The 18,360-nt window shown below is 47.8% G+C and carries 14 protein-coding genes and 2 pseudogenes; 12 read left to right on the top strand and 4 right to left on the bottom strand.

Features of this window, described 5'->3' with window-relative positions; genetic code table 11:
- Positions 1–2: 2 nt before the first annotated feature.
- The 4 genes and pseudogenes from EKM70_RS08350 (at position 3) to EKM70_RS08335 (ending at position 4,894) form a co-directional block, all read left to right on the top strand.
- A complete protein-coding gene (locus tag EKM70_RS08350; protein WP_125546964.1) occupies positions 3–1,103 on the top strand; it encodes an ABC transporter ATP-binding protein in 1,101 nt (366 codons plus the stop codon).
- On the top strand, positions 1,103–2,062 hold the full coding sequence (locus EKM70_RS08345; protein ID WP_125546962.1) for an ABC transporter ATP-binding protein: 960 nt from the start codon (positions 1,103–1,105) through the stop codon (positions 2,060–2,062). The genes EKM70_RS08350 and EKM70_RS08345 overlap by 1 nt, the downstream gene beginning before the upstream one ends.
- 272 nt (positions 2,063–2,334) lie before the next feature.
- Positions 2,335–3,429, top strand: a pseudogene (locus tag EKM70_RS08340) (NADH-dependent flavin oxidoreductase).
- Positions 3,430–3,712: 283 nt separating this feature from the next.
- Positions 3,713–4,894 (top strand): MFS transporter, encoded by a 1,182-nt coding sequence (locus EKM70_RS08335; RefSeq protein ID WP_125546960.1) that lies wholly within the window; start codon positions 3,713–3,715, stop codon positions 4,892–4,894.
- Between the two features lie 247 nt (positions 4,895–5,141).
- On the opposite strand, the gene EKM70_RS08330 is transcribed toward EKM70_RS08335, so the two are convergent.
- Positions 5,142–5,801 carry a histidine phosphatase family protein gene (locus EKM70_RS08330; protein ID WP_125546959.1) on the bottom strand — a complete coding sequence of 220 codons (660 nt, stop codon included), beginning with the start codon at positions 5,799–5,801 and terminating at the stop codon, positions 5,142–5,144.
- Positions 5,802–5,843: 42 nt separating this feature from the next.
- Positions 5,844–7,700, bottom strand: a complete 1,857-nt coding sequence (locus tag EKM70_RS08325) for a cation:proton antiporter family protein (RefSeq protein ID WP_125546957.1) — start codon at positions 7,698–7,700, stop codon at positions 5,844–5,846.
- Positions 7,701–7,869: 169 nt separating this feature from the next.
- Here EKM70_RS08325 and helD point away from each other — a divergent pair, with 169 nt between their 5' ends.
- The 6 genes from helD (at position 7,870) to EKM70_RS08295 (ending at position 14,809) form a co-directional block, all read left to right on the top strand.
- Positions 7,870–10,164: an RNA polymerase recycling motor HelD gene (gene helD, locus EKM70_RS08320; protein WP_125546955.1), complete on the top strand. Its 2,295-nt coding sequence runs from the start codon at positions 7,870–7,872 to the stop codon at positions 10,162–10,164.
- 137 nt (positions 10,165–10,301) lie between these two features.
- A complete protein-coding gene (gene coaA / locus EKM70_RS08315; protein WP_125546953.1) occupies positions 10,302–11,225 on the top strand; it encodes a type I pantothenate kinase in 924 nt (307 codons plus the stop codon).
- Between the two features lie 11 nt (positions 11,226–11,236).
- Positions 11,237–11,815, top strand: coding sequence for a hypothetical protein (locus EKM70_RS08310; protein ID WP_125546951.1), 579 nt, complete (start codon positions 11,237–11,239; stop codon positions 11,813–11,815).
- A 96-nt stretch (positions 11,816–11,911) separates the two neighbouring features.
- Positions 11,912–13,453 carry a glutamine-hydrolyzing GMP synthase gene (guaA, locus tag EKM70_RS08305; RefSeq protein ID WP_191985891.1) on the top strand — a complete coding sequence of 514 codons (1,542 nt, stop codon included), beginning with the start codon at positions 11,912–11,914 and terminating at the stop codon, positions 13,451–13,453.
- A gap of 397 nt (positions 13,454–13,850) precedes the next feature.
- Complete coding sequence (locus tag EKM70_RS08300; protein WP_125546948.1) at positions 13,851–14,267, top strand: hypothetical protein; 417 nt, start codon at positions 13,851–13,853, stop codon at positions 14,265–14,267.
- Positions 14,268–14,581: 314 nt separating this feature from the next.
- Entirely contained in the window at positions 14,582–14,809 is a 228-nt protein-coding gene (locus EKM70_RS08295; protein ID WP_125546946.1) for a hypothetical protein, read from the top strand.
- On the opposite strand, the gene EKM70_RS08290 is transcribed toward EKM70_RS08295, so the two are convergent.
- Positions 14,804–15,115, bottom strand: a complete 312-nt coding sequence (locus EKM70_RS08290) for a helix-turn-helix domain-containing protein (protein WP_125546944.1) — start codon at positions 15,113–15,115, stop codon at positions 14,804–14,806. The genes EKM70_RS08295 and EKM70_RS08290 overlap by 6 nt on opposite strands.
- A 579-nt stretch (positions 15,116–15,694) precedes the next feature.
- Between EKM70_RS08290 and EKM70_RS08285 the strand changes: the two genes are divergently transcribed.
- Both EKM70_RS08285 and EKM70_RS08280 read left to right on the top strand, forming a co-directional pair.
- The gene (locus EKM70_RS08285; RefSeq protein WP_125546942.1) at positions 15,695–16,732 is read left to right on the top strand and encodes an NlpC/P60 family protein; all 1,038 of its coding nucleotides are present in this window, start codon (positions 15,695–15,697) and stop codon (positions 16,730–16,732) included.
- A gap of 210 nt (positions 16,733–16,942) precedes the next feature.
- The gene (locus EKM70_RS08280; protein WP_125546940.1) at positions 16,943–17,863 is read left to right on the top strand and encodes a hypothetical protein; all 921 of its coding nucleotides are present in this window, start codon (positions 16,943–16,945) and stop codon (positions 17,861–17,863) included.
- Positions 17,864–17,910: 47 nt separating this feature from the next.
- Here EKM70_RS08280 and EKM70_RS08275 read toward each other — a convergent pair.
- Positions 17,911–18,360, bottom strand: a pseudogene (locus tag EKM70_RS08275) (IS30-like element ISLsa1 family transposase); the annotation flags it as partial.

The following is an 18,360-nucleotide window of genomic DNA, read 5'->3' as shown; positions in this document are numbered from 1 at the left end:
TCATGGATAACGAAAACAACATTTTAGAGGTTCGTAACTTACAAGTGAACTTTAAGACCTATGCCGGTGACGTTAAGGCCATCCGTAACGTGAGCTTTGATTTACGGAAAGGGGAAACCCTAGCGATTGTTGGGGAATCCGGTTCCGGCAAGTCGGTCACAACACGGACGATCATGGGCTTGAATGCCAGCAACGCCGACATTGCCAGTGGTAGTATCATGTACAAGGGTCAAGACTTACTCAAGAAGAGTGAGAAGGAAATGGAAGGCATTCGGGGACAAGACATCGCCGAAATCTTCCAAGATCCCATGACCTCGCTCGACCCAACCATGAAGATTGGCCGGCAGATCGCCGAACCCCTCATGGTTCACAAGGGCATGAAAAAAGATAAAGCCTGGGCACAAGCCTTGGAAATGATGAAGCTTGTTGGGATCACCGATGCCGAAAGCCGAATCAATGACTATCCGCACCAATTCTCTGGTGGGATGCGGCAACGGATCGTCATTGCTATTGCCCTCATTAATTACCCAGAAGTTCTGATTGCCGATGAACCCACGACCGCCTTGGACGTGACGATTCAGGCTCAGATTCTGAACTTAATGAAGGAACTACAAGATAAGATTTCCACGTCAATCATCTTTATCACCCATGACCTGGGGGTTGTGGCGGGGATGGCTGACCGGGTGGCCGTCATGTATGCGGGTAAAATCGTAGAATATGGGACCGTTGATGAAATCTTCTACAACCCAAAGCACCCTTACACGTGGGGTCTGCTGAGTTCCATGCCAACGCTAGATTCCAGTGGTGATGAGTTGCCTTCCATTCCAGGAACGCCACCTGACCTATTGGATCCACCCACTGGGGATGCCTTTGCGGCTCGTAACGCGTATGCGTTGAAGATCGATACGGAGCAGGAACCACCATTCTTCAAGGTTTCTGATACCCACTATGCCGCAACTTGGTTGCTCCATCCGGACGCTCCTAAAGTGACGCCGCCCGCTCAGATTGTGGAGCGGCAAGAGAAGTACGCGAAGATGCAACAAGCCTTGGCGCGAGCACAACAAACGACCGGGCCTGTTGAAGAAGAGGAGGAACAGCAATAATGGACTACGAAAATGCCGAAAAAATCCTCGAGGTCAAGCACCTCAAGCAGTACTTCAACGTGGGTAAATCCGATGAGGTCCACGCGGTTGATGACATTTCCTTCGATATCTACAAAGGCGAGACCTTTGGCCTTGTGGGGGAATCCGGTTCCGGTAAGACGACGACCGGTCGGGCCATCATCCATCTTTATGAACCCACTTCTGGTGAGATTTTATTTGACGGCAAGAACGTCGATTCCTTTACCAGTAAGCAGGAAAAGCGAGACTTCCGGCAAGAGATGCAAATGATCTTCCAAGATCCCTATGCCTCGCTGAATCCACGGATGAAGGTTAAGGATATTGTTGCCGAAGGAATTGATATTAATCATCTTGCCAAGGACGATGATGACCGAACGAAGCAGGTTGAGGACTTGTTAGAAACCGTTGGGTTAAACAAGGACCACTCCAGTCGTTACCCCCACGAATTCTCCGGCGGGCAACGACAACGGATCGGGATTGCGCGGGCCTTGGCTGTGAAGCCTAAGTTCGTCATTGCCGATGAACCGATCTCCGCTTTGGATGTGTCGATTCAAGCCCAAGTGGTTAACTTGATGAAGAAGCTTCAACGGGAACAGGGGTTAACGTACCTGTTCATCGCCCATGACTTGTCCATGGTGAAGTACATCTCCGATCGCATTGGGGTTATGCACTACGGCCGGATGTTAGAGATCGCCGATTCTGACGAAATCTACGCCCACCCCCTGCATGACTACACCAAGAGCCTCTTGTCTGCTGTTCCCGTGCCGGACCCCGAGTTCGAACGGGCACGTCAAGAGATTGCCTACGATGGGGGCCAAGAAAATGACGGCAAAGAACGTCACTTGGTTGAAATCGCACCACGTCACTGGGTCCGTGCGGCCGATGACGAGATCGATATGTACACCCAACGGGCCCATGAGGCGTCATTGATTCACGATTAAAGATAGACAGAGTGTGCTCGCAGGCGGTTAGTCGTCGAGCATTAAGGCTGGTGGTAATCAATTAAACCTGGTTCTGGACTAGTTGATTGCCAGGTTTAAGCGGAGTCGACTGCCTGCTAGCGCACGTTTCAGCAGTGTAAATGTAAAGAACACCAGGGATTGTGACGGTTGTCGCAGTCCCTGGTGTTCTTTTTGTGAACCGAATGTTTTTACTGTAGTGCTGGTTTCGGGACAATGAGATCTAGGTATTTAAAAAATGAGGAGGACTTAGCATGGCAGTGTATTCAGAAAAGTTGCGTTTGCGGTCGGGAGTAACGTTGAAGAATCGGCTGATGATGTCGCCGATGACGACGCGTCAGAGCTTCTTTGATGGTCAGATCACCCGCGACGAAATTGCGTATTATCGGGAACGGTCGCAAGGACTAGGAGCGGTGATCACCGGAGCCGCTAACGTTCAGGCAGGTGGTAAGGGTTGGCCCGGTGAGTTGAGTGTAGCTAGTGACGATATGCTTCCCCGACTCCACGATTTGGCCAGTGCTATCCAGAGTCAGGGAGCCAAGGCCATCTTGCAGATTTTCCATGCTGGTCGAATGACTTCTCGAGCGACGTTATCCGGGGAATAACCGGTCTCTGCCAGTGCTGTTGCCGCCGAACGGCCGGAGGCAGAAACACCGCGTGAACTGACGGATACCGAGATTGAAAGCATCATTGCTGACTTTGGTGAGGCGACGAGGCGGGCCATCGTGGCCGGCTTTGATGGTGTCGAGCTGCACGGTGCCAACACCTATCTGCTACAGCAGTTCTTTTCACCGCATTCCAACCGGCGGACCGACAAGTGGGGTGGTGATCGCACGCAACGAGCAACCTTCATTCGGCGCGTGATTCAGAGGACCTTCGCCACGGTTAAAGAGACGGCAGACCGGCCCTTTATCGTCGGGTATCGCCTCTCGCCGGAGGAATTCGAAACGCCGGGCATTCGGTTCGATGACACGTTATATCTCCTGACACAATTGCAGGAGTTCCTGTTGGATTACATTCAAGTCTCCCTTGGCAATTACGACCGCGTCGCTAGAGAAAATGGTTATCAGGACAAATCGATGATGGCTTACATGTATGAAGCTTTAAATGGTCAAATCCCATTGGTTGGTGTTGGTGGGGTCCGCACACGACAGGACGTCGCTAATGTCCTCCAGGAGGCCGACTTGGTTGCGGTGGGGCAACAGCTCCTATTTGATCCGAAGTGGGCCGTTAAGCTGGCTTTACATCAGGATAAGCAGATGGTGACGGCTGACTTCGGTAGCTTGGTCATGACCGGGGACTTTACGTTGCCACTGCGAGACTTTTTGGCACGGCGATATAGCAAGTAAAGATGCTCTGTGCGACGGTGGTCATGAGGGCTAGGCTGCCATACCAAAATAATTTGAAGGTTAGGTTGAGGTTAAATTAGGCCCCTAAATTGTTCAATTTTCTTGAGCTTAATCAGGCCCATTGCACTCAGCTAGTTTAATTGCAGAAGTGGTAAAATTAAGTTGTCTCTTGATGTTTAAGTAAGGAGCCATAATAATGATTAGCAGACTTTGTAAAAAAAACAGTATTTCAAATTCGAATGGAGGTGGTAATTAACGGCAACGTAAATTAAGGAGAATCTTTTTGAATAAATATCGTTTACAAACAATTGTTTTTGTTTTAGTGGCCTTTATGTCAGGATGCAACGAATTTATGGTGGTAGGAATTTTACCCGATATTGCGAACCATTTGCATGTTTCAATTGCGATGGTTGGCTATCTGGTTACGATTTTTGCAACTGTTTATGCCGTCAGCACGCCAATTGTGACGATTTTGACGAGTAAATGTAATCGTTACAAAACTGTACTGACCTTAATGGGAATATTTTTGATTGGCAATACGCTAAGTGGTCTGGCAACAAATTATTGGATGATGATGGTGTCACGAATGATTTCGGCTAGTGTTTCAGGTGCAATCATTTCAATTATCATGATATTTGCAAATCAAATCGCACCGGAGAAAAAACGTGCGAATTTGATTTCGTGGATCTATGCCGGTTTTAGTATTGCATCGGTCATTGGGATTCCAGTCGGGACCACCATTAGCACTCGTTTTGGCTGGCGTTACGCGTTTTTCACGGTGTCCGTTATCTCAGTGATGACGATCTTGTTTTTAATTTGGGTATTGCCTCGCCATATCAATCAGGTTCAGGGCACTATCTTAAATCAACTCACGCTGCTAAAAGACTCACGGATATACATGGCAATTGGCGTTGTTCTGTTTACTGCGGCAACGCAGTACGGGTATTACACCTATATTCGCCCGTTACTGACCGTGGTACTAGGCTTTGCTACTCAGAACTTAAACCTGTTACTTTTTGCCTTGGGAATTGCCAGTATCATTAGCAATCGGTTTTCAGGGACAATTGCGACGCGTGGCGGCCTAAAGTTAATGCCCAAGTATTATGTTGCAGATGTGGTGATCTTAACTTTGTTGCCGGTGACGTTCATGAATAAATTCGCTGGATTTGTGCTGTTAATGGCAATTATGATGCTGATCACCTTGTTCAGCGCGTCAATGCAACTTCACTTCTTAGATGTCGCGGCGCAAGATTATCCGCAGTCAATGCTATTGGCTTCGTCCTTGAGCTCAATTTTCTTTAACTTTGGCACGTCGTTAGGCTCGGCTACAGCGTCAGTTCTAGTTGGAGCTGTTGGTGTTAACAGAATTAGTCTAGGGGCTGCACTGTTTGCACTAATTGCGTTAACACTGCTTGTCCTGTTAAACAGGATCATTGCCAAACAGGTTAAACTAAAAAATATCTAAATTAAATAATAGGTGATGACCAAACTATACTCACACAAGTTTGCTTATTGCCAAAGTTATCTAATACAAAAAATAAAGCTGATTGAGAAGAATCCGAGGACTTTTCTCAATCAGCTTTTAATTTGGAAACCTAAGTTACAACTTTTGTTTGAATGAATCAATCCTAAAATGGAATTCATCTAGATGATCGATCTTAGCCGGAGGAGACCAGAGATGGAGCCAGCCGCAGGCGACCGGTTAGACCTAACTAAGCAATCGGTCCTTCAGTATTGTTATAGTCGTCGACACGGTACTTGCCGTCGGTCACGGTCAACTTGGTAATGCTGCCATTTTCCACGGGAACCGAGACATCGACGTCGGAGAACTTGGACACAATGCTCCGAATCGTCGTACTGTGGGTGGCGATCAGGACACGGTCACCGTCACTAGCATTGGCCACGACATGGTCCAGACCAGGTTGTAATCGAGCCCAGTATTCTTGGTTGTCTTCGGCGTCACCGTAAGGGTCATGGGCCTTGAAGAGGTCCTTGGTTTTCTCGATGGTGAGACTAGCAATCATCTGGTTAAAGTCATCGAGTCCCTTGGGACTGCCCAACGTATGCCAAGTGAGGCTGGTATCGAGTCCTTCGAAGAAGCCGAAGTTCTCTTCCCGAAAGGCTGGCATGATAGTGGGCTGGTCGAGGGCACTGACATTGCGCGCCAGGATCTCCTTGGCGGTATTGCTGGCCCGGGTGGTGTCGCTAGCGTAAGCCGCCGCGAAAGGCACCTTAGCGAGTCGTTTACCAGCGTTCTGGGCATCCAAAATACCCTTTTCCGTGAGTGGGGAGTCGGACCATCCTTGGATGCGGTGGTACTTGTTCAGATAGGTTTGGCCGTGACGGACCAAATAGATTTCAACTGTCGCCATGTCATCTCTCCTTTAAGTTTAGTTAGTTTTATTTTAGCAGTTCTAGTTGAGAATGCCTAGTTCGCGCCGAATTTCACGAGCCGTCTCGGGACTGCTGGTGAAGATGATGCGGTCGTTAAATTTCAAGGTGGTGGCACCGGTTGGCCGGACAAAGTGGCCATTGCGGAAGATCTGACTGATGGTGATATGGCCAACGAATGGCAAGCTGCGGATGGCCTGATCGGTGTAACGCCGGTTGCGCAGGGCAACTTCGTAGACGGCTGAGGTGGATGACGTCAATAGACGCAGGGTCGTTGGGGCTTCGATCAGGCTGCGGAGCATGGCAATGTTAACGTTTGGCGTGTTGTAGACTTCAATGCCTAGTTCCTTGAGTTCGTCTTCCCGTTCATCGAGGACGTTGCGATCCTCGAAGCGCACGATGACGCGGTTGACACCATAGGTTTTAGCAGATTTGGCCAACTCGTAATTCTTGGTGGCGTTGAGGTGACCTAAGACCACGATGTCGGCATCGAAGGCGTCCTGGTCCTCAACGTATTGCGTTTCGAGTGAGTCCAACAGGTGAACGTTGACCTCGGAGTTGTAGGTCTTGAAGTTTGTTTCCTTGTTGGTATACATGGTGATGTCATATCGGTCTTGAGTCAATTGTTGCGCCACGGGCACGGTGAGCAGGTTGGTTCCGATGAAGTGAACCGTGGATCTCTTCAGATCCTCGGCCTCGGCGGTGTAACCGGTATTAAACAACAAGGGTCCGAGAACACAGGTCAAGATGGCAGCTAATAGGAAGGCCCCAGACTGTTGGGTGGTGACGACCTTCATGGTTTTCGCTACTTGCAGGACAGCCAGAACCATCGTGATGGTGGCACTGTTGATGGCCATTCCGGCAAAGGCATTACCGCGTTTGAATCGCAAGCGTAAGCAGAAATAAACACCGGCTTTGGCCAAGAGGTAGGCAGCGAAGAAGGCCGGAATCAGCAGTAGCGTGGATGGTGAAGCCAGTAACGTTCGCAGGTTCAGACCGGCCCCACTCATCATGAAGAAGATGGGAATGAAGAAGCCGTAGCCGATCCCATCCAAGCGTGTCCGAGTGTCTTCTTGTGGTTGCAGGAGCTTCATGACAATTCCGGCCACGAAGGCCCCGAGAATTCCCTCGGCGCCCACGGATTCAGCGATGACGACCATGCTAAAGATCAGGAAGAACGCCAGACGAATATCCAGTTGAGTGGTAGACTTGTTGATACCCTCAAAGAAGGTAAAGAAGGGCTTGAACCGGCGGAAGAGAATTCCCGCAGCCAAGAAGACTAGGAGCAGCAACCACAGGGATTTTCCTCCCTTGCCAAAGATTGACGCGTAGATGGTCAGGGCAAACAGGGGGATGATTTCCCCCAGAGCCGCGATCAGTAGCACGGTTTGACCGAAGGGTTTGCTGAGGAGTTCCTTTTCCTTGAGCGTCGCGATGACGATACCGAGAGAAATGGTCATGAAGATAATGGCAGCGAGCCAAGGGTCCTTGAATAACCCGGTCCACCGGCAGATAAAGCCCAGTAACAGTGCACTGCCGGCAATCGCCGCGTAACTACTGATGGCGATAAAAACCGGTGAGTATTTTGGCGCACTGCCTGCCACCTTGGCGGCCAATGGGGTCTGTGGCTGTTTGCGACGGTTGAAGAGACTGAAATCAATCTCCATCCCACTCAGAAACATCAGGAAGATGACCCCGGTGTTCGACAGTAAATTTAGGGTTGTATTGGCGTGCACCAGATTGAGGATACTCGGTCCCAGTAGGATGCCGACTAGAATTTCGACGACCGCCGTGGGTAAGACGGTCAGCTTAAACTTCGCCATGACTAATGGGGTAATCAGTGCTGCGGTTAAAATAATTAATAGAGAAAATTGATCCATCATTTCACCTCCGAAAAATATCCCCTCAAGTATACCAAAGATAGGAGAAACTAACTGACTTAAAGCAATCACATTCCTTTCTTTATAAGGGGAAGACGTGTAGAATGGTAAGTCGAATTATTAAGCGTTTCACCTACAGTTTGTCCGGTTAATTCGAGGAGGGATTGGCTTGCCAGATTCAATTAAGGCCCAAGAGCAGAAGCATTTAGACGCAGTCATCGCGAAGATTAAGGTCGCAGAGACTGCTGCCAAGAAACGGATTGATTCCGCGGAGGGTGATGAAGCCGGTATCCGGAAAAACTTCGTCAATGACTTGCGAATCAAGACCGACAGTTATGAAGGATTATTGGAAACGGCGCTGTCCGTGCGGCAACAACAACAGTTACTAGCGGAACGCCAAAACAGTTGGCAACACGCCACGACGGAACTCAGCACCTTGAAACGATTAGAGGATAAGTCTTACTTTGCCCGAATCGACTTTCAAGAAGGTCCGACGGCGAAGCCTGAAACCATTTATATTGGGCTGGGGTCGTTCTCAGATACCCCGGATCACTTCCTGATCTACGATTGGCGGGCACCGATCTCCAGTATTTACTATGATGGGGAACTGGGGAACGTCAGCTATCAGACCCCCGATGGGGAACAGACCGTGGACGTGCAGTTAAAACGACAATTTCAGATTGAGGATGGCACCATCGTCACCCTCTATGATACGGACCAAACAGTGACCGACCAGATGTTGTTGTCGGCACTGAGTGAGCATTCCGATACTAAGATGAAGAGTATCGTGACAACGATTCAAAAGGAACAAAACCGCATTATTCGAGACACGCATTCCGATCTCTTGTTTGTTCAGGGGGCCGCGGGTTCTGGGAAGACGGCGGCAATTTTACAACGAGTGGCTTACCTGCTGTACCGGTATCGGGGACACCTGAATGCCGGACAGGTGATGCTCTTTTCACCCAACCAACTCTTTAATGACTATATTGACCAAGTGTTGCCCGAATTAGGGGAACACAACATGGTTCAAATGACTTACTACCAGTACGCTGGTCGGCGGTTACCTAAGATTGAGGTTGAAACGTTGGCTCAACGATTCGGTGAGGTCAATACCCCTGCACAGAGGCGCATCAGCCGCTTGAAGGGAAGTCTGACCTTCTTCGACGCCGTGACCAGCTATGCTGATCACTTGGAGGGCCGCGATATGGTCTTCCGCAACATCAAGTTCAAGGACAAGGTGTTTATCGACAAGGAGAAGATTGAAGAGATCTACTATGGCTTCAACCGTAACTATCACCTGGCCAACCGGTTACAGGCGACTAAGGAAGCCCTCATTCGCATCCTGAATCGACGAATATCTAGTGAAATGCGGACCAAGTGGGTGGAAGAAACCATTGAGGACCTCGACCGTGAACAGCTGAATGCGCTCTATGGGGATGACCCCCGCGAGTTTGAATCAGCGGATAAAGAATTCCAGTTCTTGGCGCGTAAGGTCGTCATGAAGGCTTTCGACCCGATTCGTAAGGCGATCGTGCGGGCCCGGTTCCTGAGTATCAACAACCAATACGTGCACATGCTCCGAGATATGCCGAACCGCATTGACCTCAATGATTTCCACATCACGGCTGCCGATTGGCAGGCCAGTGTGGACGAAACCATTGAGAAGCTAAAGGACCGACACATGCAGCTGGTCGACACGACGCCATACTTGTACCTCTATGATAAGATGACGGGGAAGGAAGGCGAGCGAAACATGCGCTACGTCTTCTTGGATGAAATTCAAGATTACAACGCCTTTCAATTGGCCTTCCTGAAGTTTAGTTTCCCACGAGCACGCTTCACGATGCTAGGCGACCTGAATCAGGCGATCTTCACCAAGGAAAATAGTCGCACGCTCCTGCAAGAGTTGAGTACGATGTTTGACCCGGATAAGACCAAGGTGGTGCAGTTGACGCAATCGTATCGGTCAACCCAACAGGTGACCGACTTCACCAAGCACATCTTAAAGAACGGGGAGGCTGTGACGGCCTTTGACCGTGAGGGTGAGTTGCCAACGGTGACGGTGGCCAGTGACGAGGCCGATGGGATTGCCAAGGTGATTGCCCAGGTCCAACGCAACAATGCCGAGGACGAGACCACGGCCATTATCGGTAAGGATCTCGAAGACTGTCGACGATTGACCGAAGAGCTCAAGGCTCAGGATGTTGCGGTCACACTGATTCAGTCCGAAAACCAACGTCTGGCACCGGGGGTCATCGTGGTGCCATCGTTCCTGGCCAAGGGACTCGAGTTCGATGCCGTCATTGTTTGGCAGGCGTCGGCGAGTCGCTATGCGGCCGAGGACGAACGGCAGTTGCTCTACACGATTTGTTCGCGAGCGATGCACCGGCTCAGTCTGATTGCGGTGGCAGAACCTTCACCATTGCTGGCTGGAATTCCGGAAGATGAATACGAAACGATTTAAAGATGAGGAGTTGTGCCGAAGGGTGCGGCTCTTTTGGCTTTTCTAGGGCGTCTAGCAACGTGGGAGAAACCAGGCAAATGGGGTGAAGTTGCGGTATAATGTGACTAATTATTTCAGAGTAAGGTTGAGGTGTTATGATGAGTGATCCCATTAATTACAATGCGTTTTCTCGCGAGGAGTGGCAAGGCTTTGCCGACCGCGCAACGTTGCCATTGACGCCGGAGAGTCTGCGGCAGATCAAGGCCTTCAATGACCGGATTTCGCTACAAGATGTTCAGGATGTCTACATTCCATTGGTGCATCTGTTGCGATTACAGGTCGAACATTACCGCCAACTACAACGTGATCAGGCGGCCTTTTTGCAACAACCGGCCCACCGGATTCCCTTTATCATCGGGATTGCTGGAAGTGTGGCAGTTGGTAAGAGTACCGCGGCACGCCTGTTAGAGGTGCTACTCAATCACTACTTCACCGATCAGCGAATCCAACTGATTACGACCGACGGGTTCCTCTACTCTAACGAAGAGCTAAAGAAACGAGGCTTGATGAGTCGTAAAGGCTTCCCAGAGAGTTACGACATGGCCGGGTTGATTCACTTCCTAAATGCTGTGAAGTCAGGGGCACCACTGGTGAAGTCACCCGTGTATTCCCATAAGGTTTACGACATTGTGCCTGACCAGTTCGACTACATTGAGCATCCGGACATTCTGATCGTGGAGGGAATTAACACCCTGCAATTACCGACAAATGAACAGATTTATGTTAGCGATTTTACCGACTTCTCCATTTACGTCGATGCCGATTCGGATCTGATTGAGGATTGGTTCCTGGAACGATTCCAGTTGCTATTAGAGACGGCCTTCCAGGACCCGTCGAACTATTACTACCCCTATGCCACGGGCGACCGAAATGTGGCCCTAGCGAAGGCTCGGCAGGTCTGGCATGACATTGATTTGAAAAATCTGGAAGAGTATATTCTGCCGACGCGCAATCGGGCAGATATGATTATTCATAAGACGGTGGGCCACCGGATTGATCGGTTGCTCCTGCGAAAGTATTAGGGGATGAGGCCATGTTACGAGCGGCAACAATTGTTGATGCCGATGCGGTGGCAATCCTGGTGCTACACGAGTTGGAACGGCGGCATCTGCGTCGGCTGCGGCGACTGACCAAGGAACAGCTTTCACAGTTGTTATTTGTCGGCTACCATCAAGAAAACTTCCGTTACGGTTATCCCCAGGCGCGTGTTTACCAGAACCAAGGGGTTGCCGTTGGGGTGGCTTATGGGTATCCTGCCGCGGTGGAATCGACTCTGGACAATCAGTGGTCGGCGTTGTTTGAACGCCTGCAGGTGGTGCCACCACAGCAACCAGTGGTAACCCTTCGTGCCTTACCGGACGAGTGGTATTTAGATTTGTTAACGGTGCGCCCGCGTTCAGCCAATAAGACTTACCAGCAATGGTGGTTTGATGAATGGCTGATGGCCGATGCCCTGCGACAGGCCCGTCAGAGTGGTGCGCAGGTCGTGGGGATGGACGTGCGGCCTGGCAGTCGCAATGCTCAGTTAGCCGCGGAGTTTGGCTTTGTGGTCAGTGCCTATCGTCAGCTCGACCGGCAGCCCTACGTGCATTTGCGTTATCGGCTTAACTAGTTGGGTTAGTTTTGCATTGACCCGCGTTTCAGAAATCTGTATGATATAAGCAATGTTGAAAAAGAAGAAAGGGTGAATGGCTTGGCAAACGTTGATATGTCAAAATTTGACAAAATCATCGTCCTAGACTTTGGTAGTCAGTATAATCAATTGATCACACGCCGGATTCGTGACATGGGCGTTTACTCCGAACTCAAGGCACACACCATGAGTGCCGCCGAGATCAAGGCTTGGGGCCCCAAGGGGATTATCTTCTCCGGGGGACCAAACAGTGTGTATGACAGCAGTGCCTTTAATGTTGACCCTGAGATTTTCGAATTGGGCATTCCAATTCTGGGGATCTGCTATGGGATGCAACTGATGGCCCACAGCCTGACCGGTGGGAAGGTGGAATCCGCCGACAACCGTGAATATGGGCGTGCGGATATCACCGTTCTTAGCGATGATGCTAGACTGTTCAAAGACACACCCAAGCAACAGACGGTGTGGATGAGCCACGGTGACCTGGTGACCCAGGTGCCGGATGGCTTCGAACGCGTGGCTACGAGCGAAAATTGCCCGATTTCGGCCATGCAAGACGTTGACCGTAACTTCTATGGCATTCAATTCCACGCGGAAGTTCGGAATACGGAATTTGGGAATGATATCCTAAAGCACTTTGCCTTCGATGTCTGTGGCGCCGAGTCCAACTGGTCCATGGATGACTTCATTGACCTGCAAATTGAACATATCCGAGAAACGGTGGGCGACAAGCGCGTCCTCCTCGGATTGTCTGGTGGGGTTGACTCCTCAGTTGTTGGCGTCCTCCTGCACAAGGCCATTGGCACGCAGCTGACCAGTATCTTCGTCGACCACGGCTTGCTCCGTAAGGGTGAAGCCGAACAGGTCATGGCGAGTCTGGAAGGTAAGTTTGGGTTGAACATCGTTAAGGTGGACGCGCAAGACCGCTTCTTAAGTAAGCTGGCTGGCGTCACCGAACCCGAAAAGAAACGGAAGATTATCGGCAATGAGTTTATCCAAGTCTTTAATGACGAGGCTCAAAAGCTCGATGGGATTGACTTCCTGGCACAAGGTACCCTGTATACCGATGTGATTGAAAGTGGGACCGATACGGCGCAAACTATCAAGTCGCACCACAATGTCGGTGGGTTGCCAGAAGACATGCACTTCCAGTTAATCGAACCTCTGCGGTCATTGTTCAAGGATGAAGCCCGCGAATTGGGGGAAAAGTTGGGGATGCCCAGCGACCTCGTTTGGCGGCAACCATTCCCCGGTCCCGGTTTAGGGATTCGGGTCCTTGGTGAAATCACGCCAGAAAAGTTACAGATCGTTCGCGATAGTGACTTAATTCTGCGTGAGGAAATCAAGAAAGCCGGCCTCGACCGTGATATCTGGCAATACTTTACGGTCTTGCCAAACATCAAGAGTGTCGGTGTCATGGGTGACGGCCGGACCTACGACTATGCCGTAGGAATCCGGGCCGTAACTTCGATTGATGGGATGACGGCAGACTTCGCCCGGATTCCATGGGACGTTCTGCAGGAGATCTCCGTGCGGATCGTAAACGAAGTGGATCACGTGAACCGCATCCTTTATGATGTCACGAGCAAGCCGCCTTCGACAATTGAGTGGGAATAATTCCCATGACTAAATTGAGTGGCGATTGTCGATAAAATGACAGTCACTGAGTCCACGCTTAGTCGAATTTAGCTTAAAATCAACGAGTCCCTTAACAGTCGTTTGGTAAACGAGGACTGAAGAAGGACCACTACTAGTCGCAAGCTTCGCTAGTAGTGGTCCTTTTAGTTTGTGTCAGATTTTTCAATAAATTTGTGGTTAAATCTAACGTTCAACGGTCCTCACTTGTTATTTTTAAGTATTAAAGTACCTTTTTAAAAATCAATTAGGGATAATAATACTTTATTGTGATACAATACAGTCGTTAAGCGTAATAAACAATTCGATAAGCAGTTAACTGGGAGGAAGACTATTGTCCCTATCAATTTGTACTTTACTTTATTAGGAGGAAGTTATCATGTCGAAGATCACAAAGTTAATCGCCATTATTGCTGTGACGTTGGGTGTCGCTGGCGGTGTTATCACCACGACGAATCCCGTTACAGCTTCAGCTAGCACTAAATTCCGGTATTACAAAAACGTCAAAAATCAAACATATAAAATCAAAACCAAGAAAGCCGATATCTATTCTAACGGTAAGCTCAAGATCAAGAGTATCTTCTGGCTTGGGGCCTTCGGTGACAAAGGGGAGTATGTGCTCGTTACCTACGCGTCGCATGTTACCCAAAATGGTAAAAAAGCCGTCTATTACAAGTTTAAAAATGCATCTGGTTTCACTGGTTGGGTCCGGAGTAGCGCTTTGAAGAAAGCCAAAGCGCCTAAGTCGGTGACTAACATGTTGAAGAAGGTTAAGGCGCATAAGGCACAGTTGTAAATTATCGCCAATGGGCCTTACGAGTCCAACTTTAATAGTCTTTGTAAATAGTTAGAGAGTTTCTTACCGTAATTTGGTAATGGAAAAGGATCGCTACTAGTCGAAAAAATTCGCCAGTAACGGTCCTTTTATTTTGCCTAATTGCTTGAGACTTGACAGGCATGTTAAAATTAATTTACTTAAATAAATTTAATTGCTACCCCCACAAATTAATTTTCAGATTTTTACAAGTCTGTTTTTTATTGCGAGGGCGCGGTAAGCTAGTTTTAACCAATTTGGTTGAGGCTAGCTTATTTTTTTAGGAGTGACTGAGTGTGGAAAAGACAGCAAATCCATTGTTGAGCAGGTTACAACTGCTACAAGATTTGAAGTTCCTGATCGACCGCGGTTCGAACCACCGGATTGATTACCGAAGATTTCGTATTTTTGAAATTAGGTTGCCGACTGGTGTGATTGATTTGGTTGCCGAGTATCAGATGCATGCGGGTGAGTATACACTGCCTGAGATCGCAAACCTAATTGTACAGAAGTACCAACTATAATTTTAAAATTTTCAGGATACTTTCTGAGACGATTTCACGTTGGTTTTCTGGCAGTGACTTTAGATAGGAAATTAATTCTAAGGTGTGGATTCCAGTCAGGGCGTCATCGGTGAAAAAGTCGCTTAAGGTTAGGTTCAGGGCTGACGCAATCGACTGAAGCTTGTTAAGACTGATATTCGCGAGTTCTCCACGTTCGATTCGCGAGATTAAGCTAACGGAAACGCTAGCTCTTTCAGCTAATTGTTCAATGGTTAAATCTAATGCGCGTCGTTTCTGATTCACCAGTTTACTAATTGAGGTTTGCATGGTTGGCTATCTCCTATTGTGGTGTTAAAGCTAACCTTAAGGGAGTATTTAGGTCATTGACAGAGAAAAAAAGACCTTTTATTTAGAAAAATAAGGAAAATAGTACTCATTTGTTTTATACTAGACTGGAGTCATTGGATAAATGTGGTTAAGGAGGGATGAGTCCAAAACTAGGAACTATTTTAGCTGACGGGTAATTGTGCTATTTTTCGCCATCACTGAGTCAGAATTTCGAAAATGAGGCCGCTATTCACCTGTCATACGATGATAAAAGTCACAAGTGGTAATTCAGTGAATGATTTCATTGTACGAGCAATTTGCTCTGAGAATGCTGTAACAACAGGGTTCTTCCAGAATATCCGTATTGTTTCAAAATCTTAGTAGCGTTACAATGATAAGCGATAAAACCATCATTCCGATGGATTATCCGTCCGTTAAATGATTTAAGGCCTATGAAGGTAGAAACTTACATAAACGTTTGCAAACCTGGTCGTTGTCAATGGCTAGTGAACCTTGCCTTTAGGCTTTAAGTGACTAATTAGAGATTCAGTAAATAGATTCACAAAGGGGAGAAACATCATGAAGAAACATTGGCTAGCTACATTACTCATCATTGCCGGTCTTACTAGCGTTGGCACCACAGCTTTTGCGCAAACTAAGGCCAAGTACTATACCACTAATCCTGGTATTATCCGGGTTAAGAAGACGGTTACCTACTATAAAGATGCCGCTAAGAAACACAAGGCTGCAAAATTTCACAAGGGTCACTACGCCAAAATCACCAAGGTAGTGACTGTTGAAGGTCGCAATCCGATGTTAAAGACGAACACCGGCATCTACGTTTCTGCCAACAAGGCTTACGTTGCCAAGACGAATGGTTACCAAAACCCAAAGAAGTATTATCAAGTTAATTATAAGCAAATCAAGCCTTACGGTCGCGTGGGCTATACCGTTAAGCGGGGTTACGAAGGCATCAAGACTTGGAAGATTATGCGTCGTTTACATACCGCTAATGGGTACAACAAGTACAACTCAGCGACGTATTATGCCGTCAAGAATTTCCAGCATAAGCATCACTTGAAAGCTACCGGGAATGTTAACGAAAAGACCTGGGTCAAGCTGGGCTTTTCTAAATCCAGCTGGAAGAGCATTGATTCCTACGTTGCGCCATTAGGTGCCCATGCCTGGAACGGGCGCTCAGCTCATATCGAGGCCATGATCAAGCAAGCTTACAAGTATAAGGGCAATCCTTATCTGGTAGGGTCTTCCTCGAAACCAAACTATGGGACCGACTGTTCTGGTCTTGTCATGCAGGCACTGTATGCCGGTGGTATCAATACTAAGCCAATTAGCTCCATTCACCATGCTTATCCAGGTAACGAATGGAATTCTCGTAACCTGTGGGCAAGCAAGAAGTTCCAACACGTGGCTTACCGTCACAAGAAGCGTGGGGACTTGGTCTTCTATTACCAACCAGGAACTCGCACAATTTGGCACGTTGCCATTTACTTAGGCAAAGGCAAGGTCATCGAAAGCTGGCCACCACGGATCATGGTTCAACCAATCAAGAACGGCCAACGTTCTAATGTTGCAGGAATCGCCCGTGTTTTCCATTAAGCTTTAAATAGTTCAACAGATACAAGTAAGACTCTTAGTCAATAAGTGTTGATGAAGGGGACTCTAAGGGGTTCAATTTTTAATATTTGAATTGGGCCTCTTTTTCTATGCCGATTTTAGCCGTGATAGTCGCCAGCAGTCTGTTTGATTTGCTGACGCCGCTACTGATTTATCTATTTAAATAATATTTATTCTAAGGAGAGTTCAAATATGAAACGTTATATCAAACGCTTAATAAATGTTGCTTTATTAGGGACAGCGATTTTGTCATTGGCAGCTTGTGGAAAATCAGGTGCCAACCAAGTTAATTCAAAGGAAATAACTTTTCTCAAGGATGCCCAATCCTCAAATCAACGAATTTGGTATTTTGCCAGTAACGATGACAGCCAGAATCGGGAATTAAGTAAGAATACAAAAATTAGGACTATATTCGTTACCAAGGATGGGAAGATAACGGCTTATTCCCCTAAGGGTACCGGGATGTCGTTTAAAGAGATTAACAAGAAATCAGATTCACAAATTATCGCAACGTTAAAAAAAGCGGATAGAGCTAGCTTTGATGAATTCGTGAGTGGCGATCACTCATTGGTAGCCAGTCAGATTAAAGAGGCCCGAAAGAATTTTAAGGATGCGAAGGAACTCCTGGCAACGGACACGGAAAGACGTAAACACGATATCGGTTTAGACAAGTCGGTAGTGGAGGAAGATATGGATTCAGATGCAGAGACTGTCTCATACCTGCAGTCAGTTGCTAAGAATCTAAAGTCCAAAGAACCTAAGTATAAAGTCCCGTTTGCTAGCGATTTGCGAGCTGAGGTGACCACCGATAGTTCTGGTAATAAGGTTGGCTCGGAACGGCTCGTCTATTCCGCACGTAGTTACCAACCAGTAGACACGTTGGTAACCGATGAATACAAAACAAATTATCCCGAGTACAAGATGGCAACAAGTAACATTCCATTGCAAGGGACTTATTATGCCCCTGATCATATCTTTGACGACTTGTATACAGGGTACACGGGTGTTGCGGATGACAAAGATTTCTATTTTCTGACCAAAACGACTAATAAGAATGTTAAGGTTCAATTCGATAAAACTAAGACTAAGAACGTTAAAGTGATGAACTATTAGAGTGCCTAACTAGGGCGATTGAACTTATATTTCGGCAAATTACAAGTTTAATCCGAACAAGCCCGGAATCTTTCAATGGCAGTCTGTTGATGATGTATTTTTAATGGTCGTTGATTAATTAGTTCAAGTGCTGCTAGGATCTCATCAGTCGTTACTTGGCTAAAATTGGTCTTTTTCGGGAAGAACCAGCGTAACCGCCTATTAAAATATTCATTGGAACCTCGCTCCCATGGTGAATATGGATGGCAAAAATAAACTTTGATCTGATAATCCTGTTCTAAGGCCTGATAATTGGCAAACTCTTTACCATGATCAACAGTAATGGATTTTACTTGGGGACCGAAGGCCCCCATAAACTTGCCAAAGGCGGTGTTTAGAGCCTTAGCCGTTCTATTAGGGGCTTTGATGGCCCATAGAAGTCGGGTCTTACGTTCTACGAATGTAACCAGACATGATCGTGACTCACTTCGACTAGAAAGCACCGTATCTACTTCCCA

It is taken from the genome of Levilactobacillus lindianensis (genome assembly GCF_003946095.1).
Lineage (GTDB): Bacteria > Bacillota > Bacilli > Lactobacillales > Lactobacillaceae > Levilactobacillus > Levilactobacillus lindianensis.
Note: the sequence above shows the minus strand (reverse complement) of the source record. Positions and strands in the feature narration are given on the sequence as shown.